Below are 16,431 nucleotides of genomic sequence, written 5' to 3'. Positions count from 1 at the left end.
TCAGGTACATGACCAGTCCGGTCGATGTGGGACTCACCGCGCCACCCGTGCCGCGCCGATCGCGGGGTCGCTGACGCCCGCCCGGCCGTTCTCGACGTGCCCGGCGAAGCGGCGCAGGAACGAGGCGTCCGCGCCCCACCGGACGGTCAGGTCGTACCAGCGCCTGCTGGCGCGCAGGTCCACGGTGTGCCGTACGGTCGCGCCGGGCCGCACCTTGAACGACCTGGTCCTGCCGCCGTAGCCGTCGGCGAGTTCGAGGTCGACCGTGCGGGTCCCCCCGTTGGTGAGGGTCAGCTCGACGTCGTCCCCGCGGTGGCGGGCGGTGACCTCCGGTCCTGCGGTCCTACCGGGGCCCCTGAAGACACGGAGGAAGCCGTTGGGCCCGTGCACGGTCAGGTCGTACGAGCCGTTCGAGTACGCGGAGTTCCAGGTGTCCGAGACGCTCTTGCCGGCCTCGGTGGTGTAGGTCCAGGGGCCGTCGGTGCGGCTCCCGGAGGTCACGTGGAAGGAGGCGCCGGCCTTCTTGCCGGAGGCGAAGGCCAGCGTGAACGTCCCGCCCTTCGGGTCCGCCGAGCCGTCGGTCCACGGGGCGTAGCGGAGCGGGCGGGCGGGCCGCAGACCGCGCTCCTGTCCGGGCAGCTCCGGGTTGGCCGGCGGGGTCGGCTTGTAGTCCGGGTGCCGGTCCTTGTCCTGCGGCTCGTACGCGTCGGTGTCGGGGAGGCCGGCCGGCTCGCTGTCCTTGCGGGTGAAGTCGAACGCGGAGGTCAGGTCGCCGCAGATGGCCCGGCGCCAGGGCGAGATGTTCGGCTCCTCGACCCCGAAGCGGCGCTCCAGGAACCGGACGATCGAGGTGTGGTCGAGGGTCTCGGAGCAGACGTAGCCGCCCTTGCTCCACGGCGAGACGACGAGCATCGGCACCCGCGGGCCCAGCCCGTAGGGTCCTGCGACGTACTTCGAGCTGCCCGCGAAGAGGTCCGGGCCGACGTCGACGGTGGACTTGCCGTGCTCGGCGGAGCGCGGCGGCAGCGGCGGGACGAGGTGGTCGAAGAAGCCGTCGTTCTCGTCATACGTGATGAACAGGGCCGTCTTCGCCCACACGGCGGGATCCGCGGTGAGCGCCTCCAGGACCTGGGAGATGTACCAGGCGCCGTAGTTCGAGGGCCAGTTGGAGTGCTCGGAGAACGCCTCGGGGGCGGCGATCCAGGAGACCTGCGGCAGCTTGCCGCCCACCACGTCGGCGCGCAGCCGGTCGAAGTAGCCCTCGCCCGTGCGCGCGTCGGTGCCGGTGCGGGCCTTGTCGTGGAGCGGGTCGCCGGCCTTCGCGTTGCGGTACTTGTTGAAGTAGAGCAGCGAGTTGTCACCGTAGTTGCCGCGGTAGGCGTCCGGGATCCAGCCCCAGGAGCCGGCCGCGTCCAGGCCGTCGCCGATGTCCTGGTAGACCTTCCAGGAGATCCCGGCCTCCTCCAGGCGCTCGGGGTACGTCGTCCAGTCGTAGCCCGCCTCGTCGTTGCCGAGGACGGGGCCGCCGCCCTTGCCGTCGTTACCGGTGAAGCCCGACCACATGTAGTAGCGGTTCGGGTCGGTGGAGCCGATGAACGAGCAGTGGTACGCGTCGCAGACGGTGAAGGTGTCGGCGAGCGCGTAGTGGAAGGGGATGTCCTCACGGGTCAGGTACGCCATGGTGGTGGCGCCCTTCGCGGGGACCCACTTGTCGTACTTGCCGCCGTTGTAGGCGGCGTGCCCGTCGGGCCAGCTGTGCGGCAGGCCCTCCAGGAACTGCATGCCGAGGTCGTCGGCCTCGGGGCGGAAGGGCAGCAGGTCCTTGGTGCCGTCGGACTGGTGCCAGACGGACTTGCCGTTGTCGAGCGCGACCGGGTGCGGGTCGCCGAAACCGCGGACACCCCTGAGCGCACCGAAGTAGTGGTCGAAGGAACGGTTCTCCTGCATCAGGACGACCACGTGCTCGACGTCCTCGATGGTGCCCCGGTGGTAACCCGCGGGGATCGCGGCGGCCTTGGCGATGCTCTCCGACAGCGCGGTGAACGCCGCGGTGCCGCCTGCCAGCTGCAGGAAACGGCGCCGATTCACTTCGGTCATGACTGGGTGACCTCTCGTCCTGACGGGTACGGGGCGTACGGAGCGGCTCACGAACGGACCTTCGCATGCCGGAACGTACGCGCAAGGAGTGTTCCAAGAGCAACAGACGTCAGGGAAGGCCCGCGTGGCGCCCACGTGAAAGACGGAGGTACGTGAGGTGCGCGAGGCGGGTGCGGTGTGCGCGGCGGGTGAGGCGCCGGCGCGCGTCGGCCGACGGTCAGGTCAGAGCCGGTGGAGTTCGTCGTCCCGCTCACGCGGCTCCGCGCCCACGGCCGGTGGCGTCGCGTGCCCGGCCTCGCCGGGACCGGTGGCGTCGGCCGTCGAGTGGTGGCGGCCGATGGGCAGGACGAGGGGCTTGCCGGAGATCGGGTCCTTCATCACGCGGCTCTCCATGCCGTACAGCGCGCTGACGGTGTCCTCGGTCATCACCTCCTCGGGGGTCCCGGCCGCGTGCAGTCCGCCGGACGCCAGGGCGACGAGGCGGTCGGCGTAGCGCGCGGCCAGGTTGAGGTCGTGCAGGACCATGACGATCGTGGTGCCGCGGGTCCGGTTCAGGTCGGTCAGCAGGTCGAGGACCTCCACCTGGTGGCTGATGTCGAGGAACGTGGTGGGCTCGTCGAGGAGCAGCAGGTCGGTCTGCTGGGCGAGCGCCATGGCGATCCACACGCGCTGGCGCTGACCGCCGGAGAGTTCGTCGACCGCCCGGTCCACCAGGTCGGTGGTACCGGTGGCCTCCAGCGCGACGGCCACCGCCTCGTCGTCCTGCGCCGTCCAGCGGGAGAACGCGCGCTGGTGGGGGTGGCGGCCCCGGCCGACCAGGTCGAGGACCGTGATGCCCTCGGGGGTGACCGGCGACTGCGGCAGCAGGCCCATGGTGCGGGCGAGTTCCTTGGCGGGGGTGCGGTGGACCTCCCTGCCGTCCAGGACGACCCGCCCGGTACGGGGGGTGAGCAGCCGGGACATCGAGCGCAGCAGCGTCGACTTGCCGCAGGCGTTGGCACCGACGATCACCGTGATCCGCCCGGCCGCGAGGGTCAGGTCCAGTCCCTCGATGACGGCACGGTCGCCGTAGCCGAGTGTGAGGTCCTCGGTGGAGAGGGTGTGGGACGCGGTCACAGTGAGCCTCCGGCCCGGTTGGTGCGGACGATCAGGTAGACGAGGTAGGGGGCGCCGAGGACGCCGGTGACGACACCGACGGGATAGCGGATGTCGAAGGCGTACTGGCCGGTGAAGTCGGCGACCAGGACCAGCAGCGAGCCGACCAGGCCCGCGGGGATCAGCAGGGATCCGCCGCCGCCGACCAGCCGGGCGGCGATCGGGCCGGAGAGGAAGGCGACGAAGGCGATGGGTCCCGCGGCCGCCGTCGCGAACGCGATGAGCCCGACGGCGGCGACGATGACGATCACGCGGGTGCGTTCGACACGGACGCCGAGCGCGGACGCCGTGTCGTCGCCCAGGCTCAGCGCGCTCAGGTTGCGGGCCTGGGAGAGCAGCACGGGACCGAGTACGAACACGGCGAGGACGGCCGGCACGGTCTCCGTCCAGGTCGTGCCGTTCAGGCTGCCCGTGAGCCAGCGCATCGCCTCCTGGAGGTCCCATTCGGCGGCCTGCGACAGGACGTAGGAGGTGACGCTGTCGAGGAGGGCGGAGATGCCGATGCCGATCAGGATGAGCCGGGTGCCGGCCACCCCGTCGCGGAAGGCGAGGGTGTAGACGAGCAGCGCCACCCCGAGCGCGGCGGCTATCGCCAGGACCGAGACCTGGGTCTCGCTCAGCGAGAGGACCACGATGGCGATGGCCGCGGCCGCGCTCGCGCCCGCGCTGATGCCGATGATGTCGGGGCTGGCGAGCGGGTTGCGGAGCATCGTCTGGAAGGTGACTCCCGCGATGCCGAAGCTGAACCCGGCGGTCAGGGCGAGCACCGCGCGCGGCAGCCGCAGCGTACCGACGGTGAAGGAGGCGCCCGGCACCTGTTCACCCATGATCACGCGCAGCACGTCGCGGGCCGGGTAGAAGGTGTGCCCGGCCATCAGCGTCGTGGCGAACGCGGCGGCCACGAGGACCAGCAGCGCCAGGACGATCAGGCGGCGCCGGTGGGCGCGGCGGACCCGGAGGCGGGTCACGGTCGCGGTGACGGTCCGCACCACGGACGGGCCGGGGACGGCGGGAGCGGTCACAGGGATCTGACCTTCTGTCGGCGGACGATGTGGATGAAGAAGGGGGCGCCGACCAGCGCGGTCACGATCCCCACGTCGATCTCCGACGGCCGGGCCACGACCCGGCCCACCACGTCGGCGACGGTCAGCAGGACGGCACCGCTCAGCGCGGAGAACGGCAGCAGCCAGCGGTGGTCCACCCCGACCAGCAGCCGGCAGGCGTGCGGTACGACGAGTCCGACGAACCCGATCGGTCCGGCGACGGCGGTGGAGGCGCCGCACAGGACGACCGCGCCGAGGGCGGCGGTGGCCCGCACGAGGGCGACACGTTCACCGAGTCCGGCGGCCAGGTCGTCGCCCAGGGCCAGCGAGTTGAGGGCCCGCGCGGAGGCGAGGCAGAGCACGAACCCCACGGCGAGGAACGGTACGACGCTGCCGAGCTGCGCGTACGAGGCGCCGCCGACGCCGCCGATCTGCCACAGCCGGAAGGTGTCGGCGATGTCGTTGCGCGGCAGGACGACGGCGCTGACCAGGGAGGCGAGCGCGGCCGAGATGGCGGCGCCGGCGAGGGCCAGCTTCAGCGGGGTGGCGCCGCCGCGGCCCAGCGAGCCGACGCCGTAGACGAAGGCCGCCGTCAGGCCGGCGCCGAGCATCGCCACCCAGATGTAGCCGGCCGCCGAGGAGAGGCCGAAGGAGGCGATGGCGGTGACCACCGCGAGGGAGGCCCCCATGTTGACGCCGAGGATGCCGGGGTCGGCCAGCGGGTTGCGGGTCACCCCCTGCATCACCGCGCCGGCGAGTCCGAGGGCGGCGCCCACGACGACGGCCAGCAGGGTGCGCGGTATGCGTTTGGCGACCGCGGCCTGTTCCAGGGTGTGGTCCGCCCCGCCGAGCGCCGACCACACGTCGGACCAGGCGACGTCACGGGAGCCGAAGGCGAGGGAGGCGGTCATGACGGCGATCAGGACCGCGGTGACCACGAGGAGCCAGCTGACGCGCACGCGCGCCGGACGCCGTACGGGGACGACGTCCGGGGCGCGCGGGATGTGGGTGACGCTCACGCGGCCTTGTCCGCGGCCTTGGCGAGCGCTGCCACATAGTCGTCCAGGACGTACGGGATGGAGAGCGGTGTCGGGTTCGCGGCGGTGGCGAGCGGGGTGCTGCCGGGCAGCAGGTAGAGGGAGTCCCTCTCGACCGCGGCCAGCTTCGAGGTGAGCGGGTCCTTCTGGAGGGCCTTGAGCAGCTCGCCCTTGTCGTCGCCGTAGCCGGTGATGATGTCGACGTCGTTGAAGTCGTCGATGCGCTCGGCGCTCTTGGTGAGCACGAACTTCTTCGTCGCGCCGGACGGCCCGGAGACACTGGCCGGGATCTTCATGCCGAGGTCGGTGAAGAACTGCGTGCGGGTGTCGTGGGTCGTGTAGAAGCCGACCTCGCTGACGTCCTTGGACGACACGTGCGTCATGAACATCGCCGACTTCCCCTTCAGCTGGGGGTACTTGGCGACGGTCTTGGTGATCTGCCCCTCCAGGTCGCCGATCAGCTCGTCGCCCTCGGCCGCGAGTCCGATGGCCTTGCTGTTCAGGCGGATGATGTCGCGCCACGGGGTCGCCCAGGCGGCCTCGGGGTAGGCCACCACGGGGGCGATCTGGCTGAGGGTCTCGTAGTCCTGCTCGGTCAGTCCGGAGTACGAGGCGAGGATGACGTCCGGCCGGGTGTCGGCGACGGCCTCGAAGTCGATGCCGTCGGTCTCGTCGAACAGGACCGGCGTCTTGGCGTCGAGTTCCTTGAGCCTGGCCTCGGTCCAGGGCAGCACCCCGTCCCCGTCGTCGTCGCCGAAGTTGGCCTTGGCCATGCCGACGGGGACGACCCCGAGGGCCAGCGGCACCTCGTCGTTGGCCCAGTTCACGGTGGCGACACGCTTGGGCTCGGACGGTACGACGGTGGTGCCGAGCGCGTGCTTGATCGTCACGGGGAACCGGCCCGAGCTCTTGGCGCCGGCGTCCGCGGCACCGCTGTCGTCCGAGTCGTCGGATCCACCGCCACAGGCGGTGAGTCCGAGCAGGAGGGTCGCCGCGAGGGCGAGCGCACGAAGGCGTGGGGTTCTCATCGACCCGTGTCCACTTTCATTCGGGGTGCCGGGCGGGCTCACAGCGGAGGACCCGCGAACCGTGAGTCGTGGAGCAGGGCACCCCACGCACACCAGCAACTTAGGTAAGGCTTACCTGCACAGAGTATGGAGTTGGGCGGCGCGTATCAATCGAGCTTTCTCGACAGCCCTTGTAGCGATCGGGACATCCGCGCGGACCGCCGGCGGGGCGGCCCTCTTCAGGGGGCGCGGAACCGACCCGGAGTCATGCCCGTCGTACGCCGGAAAGCCGCCCCGAAGGCGCTCGCCGAGCGGTAGCCCACCGCGTCGGCCACCATGTCGACCTCGCAGCCGAGGGACAGCAGTTGGACGGCGTGCTGGGCCCTGACCGCCGCCACCCAGCGGGCGAAACTGGTGCCCGTCTCAGCCCTGAACGCGCGGGTCAGCGTGCGGGCGCTGCACCCGAGCGAGGCCGCCCAGCCGGTGAGTGTCCGCTGATGGGAGGGGTCGGCGCGGACCGCGTCCACGATCGGCCGCAGCAGCGCGGAGGTGGGCAGCTGGACCAGCAGCGCACGGGGCGACGGCTGGAGGACGTCGAGCACCGTCGCCTCCGTCACGGACCGGGAGCGCGACGGCAGATCCGGCTCCTCCAGCCGCTCCAGCAGGAGGCGGAGCAGCGGGGTGATCTCCACGGCCACCGGCGCGTCGGACAGCTCGGACAACGCCGACACCGTGCCGTGGCGGAAGAAGTGGGCGCGGAAGGCGGTGCCCGCGACCGCGGACGCGGAGTGCAGCTGCCCGGCCGGCATCCACAGGCCCAGGGTCGGCGTGACGCACCAGACCTGGGAACCCACCACGGCGGTGGACGCCCCGTGCTCGTTCCAGAGGAGTTCGTGCCACGGGTGCGAGTGCTCGTTCCACGCCGTGTCGGCGGTGACGACCTCCTCGTACCCCTTGATCACGAACGGCACGTCCACCTCGCCCGCGGCGAGCGTGGGCAGTTCCCTGGTGACGCGCACACGCCTGTCGACCCGGCCCACCTGACCCACCTGCCCCGTCCGTCCGCCTGTCAGGCCGTGGCCTTCTCGTGCGCCTCACGCGTCTCTCGCACCTCGTGCGTCTCGCGCTTCCAGAAGCCGGAGAAGGTGATGCGCGACTTCGGCAGTCCCGAGCGGTGCAGATGGCGGCGGCTCTCCGTGGCGAGCGTCGACTCCCCCACCACGAAGGCGTACGCCTTCGGGTCGGCGGCCGGTACGTGCCGGCGCAGCTGGGCCAGCGCGGCGGCGCCGGGGACCGCGGACGGGTCGTCGCGTACGACCCAGGTGATGCTCATCCCGGCAGGCGCCTCGAGAACGCGCCGGTCACCCGCGGTCGGGACCTCCTGGATGACACGGCCGACGGCGTCCCGAGGCAGCGAACGCAGGATGCCGGCCGTCGCGGGCAGACCGCTCTCGTCGGCGACGAGCAGCACGTCGGAGGCGTCGTCGGGGCAGTCGAAGAGCAACCCCTGGTCGAGCAGGGCGAGTTCCTCACCGGGGGTCGCGGCGCAGGCCCAGATCGCGGCGGCCCCCTCCGGCTCACCACCGGGACCGCAGTGCACGACGAAGTCGATGTCGAGCTCGGCGTCGAGCCCGGCCCCGGCAGGGCGGAAGTCGGCCACGGTGTAGTTGGCGCAGTGCGCCCGCTCCTCCTCCGGAAGGGCGAGGAACGGCTTCCACCAGCTCGCACCGGAGATCTCCGGCAGTACGAACCGCTCCTGGTGGGGTTTGCGCAGGAACAGCCGGAACCACTGGTCGTAGCCGCGCCATGGGTACGTGGTGAGGTCCGCCCCTGTCACGGTGACCCGCTGCATCGAGGGCGTGCGACGCTCACCGCGCACGACGTGGCAGCGGAACAGCCGGGGCCGCTGGGGCATCAACCTGGAGATCTTCGACACCTACAAAGGTTAGCCTAAGCTAACTTCCGATCCAAGCCCTGGCCGACTTGCGCCCTACTCGCGGCGGTCCGTTCTCGCCAGACTGCCCATCAGGGACGTCGGCCCGAGGGGGAGGGTGAGGCCGGTATGGCTGCTCGGCGAGGTCGGGGTGCGGCTGCTCGCAGACGGCGGAAGGCGCGGCTGAGGTCGGCCGCGGTCGGCGGCGGTGCGGCGCTGGGGCTCCTGGTGGTCTTCTGGTCCACCGTGTGGCCGTATCTCACGGCAGCCCTGCTCCTCGGTGTCGTCGGGACGACGGGCTGGTGGCTGTGGCGCACGGACCGGCTCGCGCGGGCACGGGACCGGCACTGGCGCCGGGCCGACGAGGTGGCGGCCGGCCGGCGGACCCTCGCCGAGGCGGACGCGATGACCGGCACGGAGTTCGAGGAGCTGGTGGCGGAGCTGTGCCGGCGCGACGGCTGCACCCAGGTGCGGCGGGTCGGCGGTTCGCACGACAACGGCGCCGATGTCCTCGGGCGTCTCCCCGACGGCCGGGCCATGGTGATCCAGTGCAAGCGGTACGCGCCGAGCAGCACGATCGCCAGCCGCGAACTGCGTGATCTGCTGGGCGCGTGGGTCCACTTCCGGGCGGACCTGGCCGTCTTCGTGACGACCACGCGCTTCAGCCGCCCCTCGGAGCGGTTCGCCGTGGAGCACGGCATCCTCGCCGTGCACCGGGATCTCCTCGGGCTGTGGAACAACGGAGTGCCCCTCTCCTCGCTGAGCGGTCTGAACGGCCGGGGACAGGGGGACGTCCGGCACCGGGCACGCTGGAAGCAGGCCTACGGCAAGTGACCGGCGACCGCTTCCGGAGCGGCGGCGAGGGCGCGGGACAGAGGGGCAGAGGGGCAGAGGGGCAGAGGGGATCAGATGTTCATGGTGGCCGGCCGGTTCCTCGGTGGGTCCTCGTCGGGTCCCTCCAGCAGTTCCCGCAGCCGGTCGGCCTCCGCGTGCCCGAGGGCGTCGAGTATCTCCAGTGCCTCCTTCCACGCCTGGCGCGCCTCCTGGGGGGAGATGACGGCGAGGGCCTCACCCCGGTGGACGAGGGTGTCGGCGGTCAGCGAGGCGTCGTTGAGCGCGCGGTAGTGGGCGAGCGCCTGGTCGAAGGCCTCCAGCGCCTCGTCGTACTGTCCGAGCCGGTGGTGTGCGACCCCCATGGTGTCCCAGGCCGCCGCTTCGATGTTCCTGTTCCCCGACCTGTGCGCGATGCGGACCGCGCGGCGGCAGTCCCCCAGCGCCTCCTCGTACTCGTGCAGGAGAAGGCGGGTCCAGGCGACCTCGTTGGTGACGCTCGCGATACCGACGTAGGCCCGCGTCCGCGTGTACAGGGCACAGGCGATCTTGTACTGCGCCAGCGCCTCGCGGTGGTCCTGCCGGGCGTTCGCCAGGAAGGCCAGGTACCGGTGGGTCAGCGCGGTGAAGGGGACGTCCCCCATCTCGGTGAACAGCTCCAACGCCCGTTCCAGGTGCGCGGCGCCGCGCACGTGGTCGTTCGTCCGGACGTGGGCGAAGCCGAGCACCCGGTGCATATGGGCCTCGCCCTGTGTCTCTCCGAGCCGCTGCGCGCCGGCGAGGGCCGTGGTGTGGAGCTCGATCTGTTCCTCCCGGCGTCCCCGCCGGTCCAGGACGAGTTCGAGGGTCGTGGCCATGCGCCAGGCGTGCGCCCCGGTGCCGTGACCGCTGTCCCGGGTGATGACCGCCTCCAGCGCCGGCATCTCCCGGACGAGCCACTTGGCCGCGCGGTCCGTGTCGGTGAAGGAGATGACCTGCGTACCGGGGGCGGCGGGCGGCAGCGGGAGGGGCTCCCGGTGCGTGTACAGCTGGGTGGCCGCTCCGCGCGCGCTGTGCAGGTAGTGGTCGAAGAGCCGACGGCGGGCCTCCTCGCGGGCGTCGGCCGAGTCGTCGGCCAGGGAGAGCTCCTGGCTGAAGGTCCGCAGCAGTTCGTGGGAGCTGTAGAGGCCGGGCACGGGTTCGGTCCAGAGGCTGGCCCGGGTGAGTTCGGACAGCACGGGACGGGTCTGTGCGACGGGCAGTCCCGCGAGGCTCGCCACGGCCTGCGGGGAGACGCCGTGGGGCGGACACATCCACAGCAGCCGGAAGACCCGGGCCGCCGCCGGGGTCAGGGTGCGGTACGACCAGGAGAAGACCGAGCGGGTGTCGGTGGCCGGGTCGCCGGCGCCGAAGACACCGAGGTCGTCGCGGCTCTCCTCCAGTTCCGCGGCGATGTCGGCGAGCGGCGCGGCCCGGTGGCCTTCCGCACGCGCGCACACGATGGCCAGGGCGAGGGGCAGCCGCCCGCACTGTTCGGCGATGCTGAGCGCCGCCTGCCGGTCGGCCGTGACGCGTGCCTCGCCCAGCCGCCGCGACATGAACTCGATGGACTCCTCGGCGGTCAGGATGTCCAGGCGCAGGGAGCGCGCTCCGTTGGCGGCGACGAGTCCGGGCATCTGTTCACGGCTGGTGATCACCGTGAGGCAGGTCGGTGTCCCGGGAAGGAGGGGACGCACCTGCTCGGCGCTGCGCGCGTTGTCCAGGACCACCAGGATGCGCCGTCGTGCCAGCAGACTGCGGTACAGGGCCGCCTGGCCGTCGAGGCTCGGCGGGATGTCCTCGGCCGGTACGCCGAGCCCCTCCAGGAAGTAGCAGATGGCCGTCGACGGAGTGAGCGCGACGCCGGCCGGGTCGTATCCGCGCAGGTTGACGTACAACTGCCCGTCGGGGAAGTGCTGGGCGTTGCGGTGGGCCCAGTGCAGGGCGAGCGTGGTCTTCCCCACGCCCGGCGCGCCGCCGATCGCGCTGATGACGACAGAGGTCGGGGTGCCGCCCTCGACCGGCAGCAGGTCGCGCATCCACTCCAGTTCGGGTCTCCTGCCGGTGAACGCGGGCAGATCCGCGGGCAGTTGGGCGGGGCGTACCCCCGGGGAGGGCGTGCCGTCGGCGGCCGTCGCCGCGGGGCGGGGGGCCCGCGTCGGGGCGACGGTGCCGCGCAGTACGCGGACCTGGGCGTCCCGCAGTTCAGGGCCTGGGTCGACACCGAGTTCACTGGTGAGCCGGGACCGGACGACCTGGTAGTGGTCCAGGGCCTGGGCGGCGAGACCCTCGGCGGCGAGGACGAGGACGAGCCGTGCCTGGAGGCACTCGTTCAGGGGGTCGCTCTCGGCTGCCTGCCTGAGCAGTGGGAGCACCTCCGACGTCCGTCCCGCGGCCAGCGCCGCGTCGGCGGCGTCCCTGGCGGCGTGGAGGTACTCGGCGTCGACTCCGGCGAAGACCGTGTGGGACTGCGCCGTGCGGGGAAGTCCGGCGGCGGTCCGCCCGTGCCACAGGGAGAGCGCCTGGACGAACAGTCCGGCGGCCTGCGCGGGCCGCCCTGCGGTCGAGGCCTCCTGCGCCGCGTCGCGCAGTTTCCGGAAGTTCAGCAGATCCAGCGCGTCGTCCGCCGTGTCGAGCCGGTAGCCGCCTGCCGCGCGCACCAGCACGCGGGCTCGGGCTCGTTCGGTCAGCTCCGGTTCGAGGAGCCTGCGCAGGGCACCGACGTGACGGTGGACGACGTTGACCGCGTGCTCCGGCGGGGAGTCGTCCCATAAGGCGTCGACGATCTGGTGCAGCGGCACCGGCCGGTTCGTCTGCACCAGCAGCAGGGCCAGCAGCGCCCGTTGTTTCGGTGGCCCCAGGCTGAGCTCCGTCGTGTGCCGCCAGGCCCTGAGAGGGCCGAGCACCGAGAAACGCAGTGCGACGTCCGCCGTGGGCCGGTGTTCGGGGCTCACTTCTGATTCTCCCTACAGACAAGTGGTCGGTACCCCCACATCGCGGGTACGACATGGTGGTTCAGGTTCCGCGAAGGGCGCGAGGCGCGCCGCTCGCAGGCAGGTACGGGGCAGGATCGTGCGGCGCTCACCCGGTTGCCGCCACGTGGCACGACGGCGACGGATCAGAGACACTCCGTACGCGATCCCGACATCGGGCGCTCCCGCACAGTGTGGGTCACACACGGGCGACCGCGCCCCACACTGTGCGGGACGCGGTCAAGTGAACGCCAGACATGGCCATTTGTGGCCAGCCGAGCAGAAATGGCGCCGGGCGGCCCCAGACGCACTGAAGGGCCCCACTTCGAACAGTGGGGCCCTTCAGTGCGTTTCAGGATCGGTGGGGTCAATACCCCAGCGAAGCACGCCTGTTGCGCAGTGCGCGCAGTGCCAGGTGCCGGCGTGAGCTGACCGTGCCCGACGGCACCCCCAGGATCCGCGCGGTCTCGTCCACCGTGCATCCGTAGATGTAGAGGTAGACGAGCACCTTCCGGTGTTCCGCCGACACGCCCCGCAGGAGGGACACGGCCTCCATGGACGCGTGGGCCGGTTCGGTGTGGTCCTCCTGCGCCGGGTCACCGCTGTCGGTGGTGACCGTCTCGTGCCGCGCGTAGGCGCTCCGCGACCGGTCGATGATCAGGTTCCGTGCGACCTTGAAGAGCCAACCGCGCACGGACCCCTCCCTGTTGAGGAGTCGGTCCGTGTGACGCCACGCCCTGATGAAGGTCTCCTGGACGATGTCCTCGGCGAGGTGGTGGTCCGACAGCAGCCTGTGCGCGTAGGCGAGGAGTGCGTCTCTGTGCTGCTCCACCAGGTCGTCCACGGGGTCGGAGGCCGGCAAGGACGTGGAGGGAGCGATGCCCGCAGTTACGGTCATGGTGACTGGTTCCTAATTCTCTGTCACACCGGTGCTCCGTCCGGGCAGGCGGGGGGCTGCCCGGTCGCGGAGGCACACGGGGAAGGGATCACGATGCGGAACCGACGGTAGGCAGCGGGCAGTGCCGAAAGAGTGACGAGCGGACCACCCCGGCCGTCACTGACCTCTGACGTGCGCCTTCGCCGCGGGCACGGTCCTTCCGCGGTCGCTCCGGGGGATGTCCGCCTTGACCGCGAACCACACCCCTCCCACCCCCTGCCCCTTCGTGTCTCCGGGCTTCTCGTCGCCCTTGAAGGTGTACGCGGGCCAGCAGTTGAAGGACTCCTGCGTCCGCCCGTCCGGCGTGGTGAACGGGGAGAGGACACCGGGGTCAAGACCCGCGGCCTTCGCCTCCGCCGCCGTGACGGGCTCGCTGGGCGTCCACTTCTCCAGGCACTTCGCGTCACAGGCCGTCCGCATCGGCCAGGGCGTGTCCTTCGTGAACAGGTAGAGCGTCCTGCCGTTCCTGTCCTGCAGCACCCGGCCGAGCTCAGGACTGTCCAGGACGCCGAGGGCGGGCCGCGCGGTGCCCGCCTGCGCCGTGCCGTCCGGGACCGCGCCCGCGGAACTCAGGGGCACCGCCGGCTCCTCGACCACCTCCAGCGTGATCTGCCCCGACGGCTCCGCCCCGGCCCGCGCCGCACCACGCGTGCCGGGCCGGTCCGATCCGCAGGCGGACAGCGCCAGGGCCAGCACCACGGCCCCCGCGGCGAACGCGGTTCTCCGGCGGTACGTGGTCATCTCGTCGTACGTGTTCATGGTCGTCCCTGCCTCGTCCCCATCGCGGCCCGCGCGTCGCGGCCCGCCCTCCCGACGTGCCGGTGTGTCACCGAGTGGCGAGGAAGAGGTAGTCGGCGGAGTAGGGCACCCGGGCTGTCGGGTGGGCGGCGGCGTCGCAGGTGCCCGCGGGGGCCACCCCGCCCTCGGTGTTGAGCCGCAGGACGACCTGCGTCCTGGCGAGAAGCCCCTCCGCCGCACCCGTCTGCGTCGCCTTCAGGATGAGTTCGGGGATGTTGCCCTTGCCGTTGTCGAACTTGTTGACGACGCTGCCGGTGACGGACGAGCCGTCGGGCGCGATCCACTGCGGCGGGCCCGCCGGACCGGGCTGGGCGAAGGTGTGGTCGATGTCGCCCTGGAGGGTGGCGTCGACGTTGTCCTGGGTGAACGCGTGGGTGCCGTCGGGCTGTTCGGTGCAGGCGTAGACCTGGGATCCCTTCACGACACCGCGCAGCCTGGAGTCCTGGACGGTCTTCGGCAGGTCGACACTGCCGGGCAGGGCGACCGCCTGGCCGCGGACGGCGCCGCCGGGGAACTCGTCGGTGTGCAGGTTGAAGTAGAACTTCTCGGGGTGGGCCTTGATGTCACCCAGCAGCGCGGCGTCCCGCACCTTCACGGTGCCGTAGACGTGCGAACTGCCGTCCTTGAGCTTCTCGGTGAAGAACGGGATCTTCACATCGCCGTTGACTCCCCGGCCGCCCTGGTGCAGGTGCGCCAGTGTCGGAGTCGCCGTGCCGCTCCAGGCCAGTGCGAAGGACACGTCCTGGCCCTGGACGCGCAGGAACGCCACGGCCCGGCCGTCCTTGTCGCCGACCGCCGGCTTGCCCTCCACGGGCACCTCGTTGTCGCCGGTGAGGGCCGAGGCGAAGAACGCCGCCCCCTCCGCGTCCTTGCCGTAGCGGCCGATCGCCCCCGCGGCCTGAGCGGAGTCCGCCGACACGTGCCCGCCCGCCGACGCGTGGGCCCCGTCCTGCGCGAGGTCGTCGCCGTTGCAGGCCGTCAGCATCAGGGCACCGGCCACGGCGGACGAGGCGATCAACGCGAAACGCTTGCTGTTCATGAGATTCCGTCTCCCCGTAGGTGTCACCGCGGCGATCTCCGCGGTCCGACACCCGAGACACGGGACACCCCTGCGTTCCGGGTCACCCGGTGACAGTTCTGAGACGTTCCCGGGACCGGCCGGGGCCGATTTCCGGGAGTCGTGTCTCAGGTCTTCGAGGGGTGAACGATCTTCCACTCCTGGTCGTCGGTGTTGGTGCAGTCGAAGATCAAGAGTCGTACCTCGTCAGTGGTGGGCGCGTTCCCGCCCACTTCGAGACACTTGTTGTTGCTGGCGTAGTTGCGGATCCAGTAGGCGCCGCTCTCCTGCTTGTCGACCCACCACAGCTGGTTGTCGTCGACCGTGCCGACGCAGACGGACTCGCTGATCGCCGTGTGGATGGGCTGAGCCCCGGTACCCGGCAGGTCCATGCACAACTGGTCCTTGACATTGCGGATCACGAACAGGCCCGAGCCCCTGGGGCCGAGCTTCGGGTAGCGCACGTCGAGATCCCAGAGCTGGTTGTCGTCGGTGCTCTCGTTGCACGCGAACTGCTGCACCCGGCCGTCCTGCGCGCCCTTCCCCTTGCCCGGGATGTCGGCGCACTTCCTGGTGTCGGCGTTCTGCAGGAGGATGTCGGAGGCGGGCACCACGCTCTTGGGCTTGTCCTTCGTCGGCTGCGGGGCCGCGCCCCCTCCGCCGCCACCCGAGTCGCCCGCGGCGGACTCGGAGGGCTCCGGCTCGACGGAGGGAGCCTTCGGGGCCTCGACGGACGGCGACGGAGAGGGCGCCAGGGTACTGATTCCGGCGTCTTCCAGCTTCTCCGTGGCGGCGCTGCGCACCTGCGGCTTGTACGCGATCCACAGCATCACGAAGGTGACCGCGAGGGCCAGGAAGATACCGAAGAAGGTGGCGAGCCAGCGCGGCAGGAACCCCCGCTGGACATACATGCCTTCGACGTCCAGTGGTGTGACACCGGAGCGCTGCACGGCCAGGGTGTAGGGCCGCTGCTCCTTCGAGCCGAACCAGATGATCTGCCGCGGCTTCAGCGTCGTCTTCACGAACGCCGCACGGCCCGGCTCGATCTGCACACTGCTCGGATGGATCTCGTACGACAGCTGATCGCCGTTGTCGCTGCCGCTCACCGAAGCCGTCAGCTTCGTGTTGCCCACGTTGTCCACGGCCAGCTTCGGACGCCCGCGGAACCGGCCCTTCACGGTCGGCGGCACCAACTCCGCCCGCACCTCCGTGAACGGAGTGATCGTCAGATTCCCCTCCGGAACGGTCACCGCCTCCGGATGCTCGACCGGCGTGACACGGACCGCGTACGGATTGGGACCCGCGGTCGCGTCCGGAGTGCGCGGCGGAGCGAACGTCAGCTCCACCGAACCCGTCGTACCCGGAAACAACCGCAGCGACTGCGGCTCCACTCTCGCCCAGGGAGCCAGATCCCCCACCACTTCGAAGTGGTACTCGTCCACCACGTCACCGGTGTTGCGCAGCCGCAGCCGCACCGTCGTACTGCCACCCGGGTCCACAGTCGCGGAGGCGGGTTCCAGGGAAGTCCAAAGGCTCACTCACCGAG

The 16,431-nt window shown here is 71.3% G+C and carries 13 protein-coding genes; 1 reads left to right on the top strand and 12 read right to left on the bottom strand.

Features of this window, described 5'->3' with window-relative positions:
- Positions 1-33 precede the first annotated feature (33 nt).
- From ACLVWQ_RS29390 to ACLVWQ_RS29360, 7 genes are all read right to left on the bottom strand, one after another.
- The gene (locus ACLVWQ_RS29390) at positions 34-2,097 is read right to left on the bottom strand and encodes a phosphocholine-specific phospholipase C (protein ID WP_414112234.1); all 2,064 of its coding nucleotides are present in this window, start codon (positions 2,095-2,097) and stop codon (positions 34-36) included.
- 222 nt (positions 2,098-2,319) lie between these two features.
- The gene (locus ACLVWQ_RS29385; RefSeq protein ID WP_414112233.1) at positions 2,320-3,213 is read right to left on the bottom strand and encodes an ABC transporter ATP-binding protein; all 894 of its coding nucleotides are present in this window, start codon (positions 3,211-3,213) and stop codon (positions 2,320-2,322) included.
- The gene (locus tag ACLVWQ_RS29380; protein WP_414112232.1) at positions 3,210-4,274 is read right to left on the bottom strand and encodes a FecCD family ABC transporter permease; all 1,065 of its coding nucleotides are present in this window, start codon (positions 4,272-4,274) and stop codon (positions 3,210-3,212) included. The genes ACLVWQ_RS29385 and ACLVWQ_RS29380 overlap by 4 nt, the downstream gene beginning before the upstream one ends.
- The gene (locus ACLVWQ_RS29375) at positions 4,271-5,314 is read right to left on the bottom strand and encodes a FecCD family ABC transporter permease (protein ID WP_414112231.1); all 1,044 of its coding nucleotides are present in this window, start codon (positions 5,312-5,314) and stop codon (positions 4,271-4,273) included. Before ACLVWQ_RS29375 ends, ACLVWQ_RS29380 begins: the two co-directional genes overlap by 4 nt.
- On the bottom strand, positions 5,311-6,360 hold the full coding sequence (locus ACLVWQ_RS29370) for an iron-siderophore ABC transporter substrate-binding protein (protein WP_414112230.1): 1,050 nt from the start codon (positions 6,358-6,360) through the stop codon (positions 5,311-5,313). The genes ACLVWQ_RS29375 and ACLVWQ_RS29370 overlap by 4 nt, the downstream gene beginning before the upstream one ends.
- Before the next feature lie 218 nt (positions 6,361-6,578).
- On the bottom strand, positions 6,579-7,358 hold the full coding sequence (locus tag ACLVWQ_RS29365; protein WP_414112284.1) for an AraC family transcriptional regulator: 780 nt from the start codon (positions 7,356-7,358) through the stop codon (positions 6,579-6,581).
- A gap of 50 nt (positions 7,359-7,408) precedes the next feature.
- Positions 7,409-8,275 (bottom strand): siderophore-interacting protein, encoded by an 867-nt coding sequence (locus ACLVWQ_RS29360; RefSeq protein WP_414112229.1) that lies wholly within the window; start codon positions 8,273-8,275, stop codon positions 7,409-7,411.
- A 126-nt stretch (positions 8,276-8,401) separates the two neighbouring features.
- Here ACLVWQ_RS29360 and ACLVWQ_RS29355 point away from each other — a divergent pair, with 126 nt between their 5' ends.
- Positions 8,402-9,106 carry a restriction endonuclease gene (locus ACLVWQ_RS29355; RefSeq protein WP_414112228.1) on the top strand — a complete coding sequence of 235 codons (705 nt, stop codon included), beginning with the start codon at positions 8,402-8,404 and terminating at the stop codon, positions 9,104-9,106.
- Between the two features lie 71 nt (positions 9,107-9,177).
- Here ACLVWQ_RS29355 and ACLVWQ_RS29350 read toward each other — a convergent pair whose 3' ends face one another.
- From ACLVWQ_RS29350 to ACLVWQ_RS29330, 5 genes are all read right to left on the bottom strand, one after another.
- Positions 9,178-12,075, bottom strand: coding sequence for an AfsR/SARP family transcriptional regulator (locus ACLVWQ_RS29350; RefSeq protein WP_414112227.1), 2,898 nt, complete (start codon positions 12,073-12,075; stop codon positions 9,178-9,180).
- A 385-nt stretch (positions 12,076-12,460) separates the two neighbouring features.
- Positions 12,461-12,991, bottom strand: coding sequence for a sigma-70 family RNA polymerase sigma factor (locus tag ACLVWQ_RS29345; protein WP_414112226.1), 531 nt, complete (start codon positions 12,989-12,991; stop codon positions 12,461-12,463).
- Positions 12,992-13,147: 156 nt separating this feature from the next.
- Positions 13,148-13,789 carry a hypothetical protein gene (locus tag ACLVWQ_RS29340; protein WP_414112225.1) on the bottom strand — a complete coding sequence of 214 codons (642 nt, stop codon included), beginning with the start codon at positions 13,787-13,789 and terminating at the stop codon, positions 13,148-13,150.
- A gap of 67 nt (positions 13,790-13,856) precedes the next feature.
- Positions 13,857-14,867, bottom strand: coding sequence for a CHRD domain-containing protein (locus tag ACLVWQ_RS29335; RefSeq protein ID WP_414112224.1), 1,011 nt, complete (start codon positions 14,865-14,867; stop codon positions 13,857-13,859).
- Between the two features lie 146 nt (positions 14,868-15,013).
- Positions 15,014-16,423, bottom strand: a complete 1,410-nt coding sequence (locus ACLVWQ_RS29330) for an RICIN domain-containing protein (RefSeq protein WP_414112223.1) — start codon at positions 16,421-16,423, stop codon at positions 15,014-15,016.
- Positions 16,424-16,431 lie beyond the last annotated feature (8 nt).

Source organism: Streptomyces sp. CWNU-52B (assembly GCF_047444975.1).
Lineage (GTDB): Bacteria > Actinomycetota > Actinomycetes > Streptomycetales > Streptomycetaceae > Streptomyces.
The sequence above is the reverse complement of the archived record's forward strand: the minus strand, read 5'-3'. Positions and strand labels throughout refer to the sequence as shown.

Coding starts and splice junctions, on each gene's coding strand:
- ACLVWQ_RS29390 (WP_414112234.1), bottom strand. CDS start 2,097: ATGACCGAAGTGAATCGGCGCCGTTTCCTGCAGCTGGCAGGCGGCACC.
- ACLVWQ_RS29370 (WP_414112230.1), bottom strand. CDS start 6,360: ATGAGAACCCCACGCCTTCGTGCGCTCGCCCTCGCGGCGACCCTCCTG.
- ACLVWQ_RS29355 (WP_414112228.1), top strand. CDS start 8,402: ATGGCTGCTCGGCGAGGTCGGGGTGCGGCTGCTCGCAGACGGCGGAAG.
- ACLVWQ_RS29345 (WP_414112226.1), bottom strand. CDS start 12,991: ATGACCGTAACTGCGGGCATCGCTCCCTCCACGTCCTTGCCGGCCTCC.
- ACLVWQ_RS29340 (WP_414112225.1), bottom strand. CDS start 13,789: ATGAACACGTACGACGAGATGACCACGTACCGCCGGAGAACCGCGTTC.
- ACLVWQ_RS29335 (WP_414112224.1), bottom strand. CDS start 14,867: ATGAACAGCAAGCGTTTCGCGTTGATCGCCTCGTCCGCCGTGGCCGGT.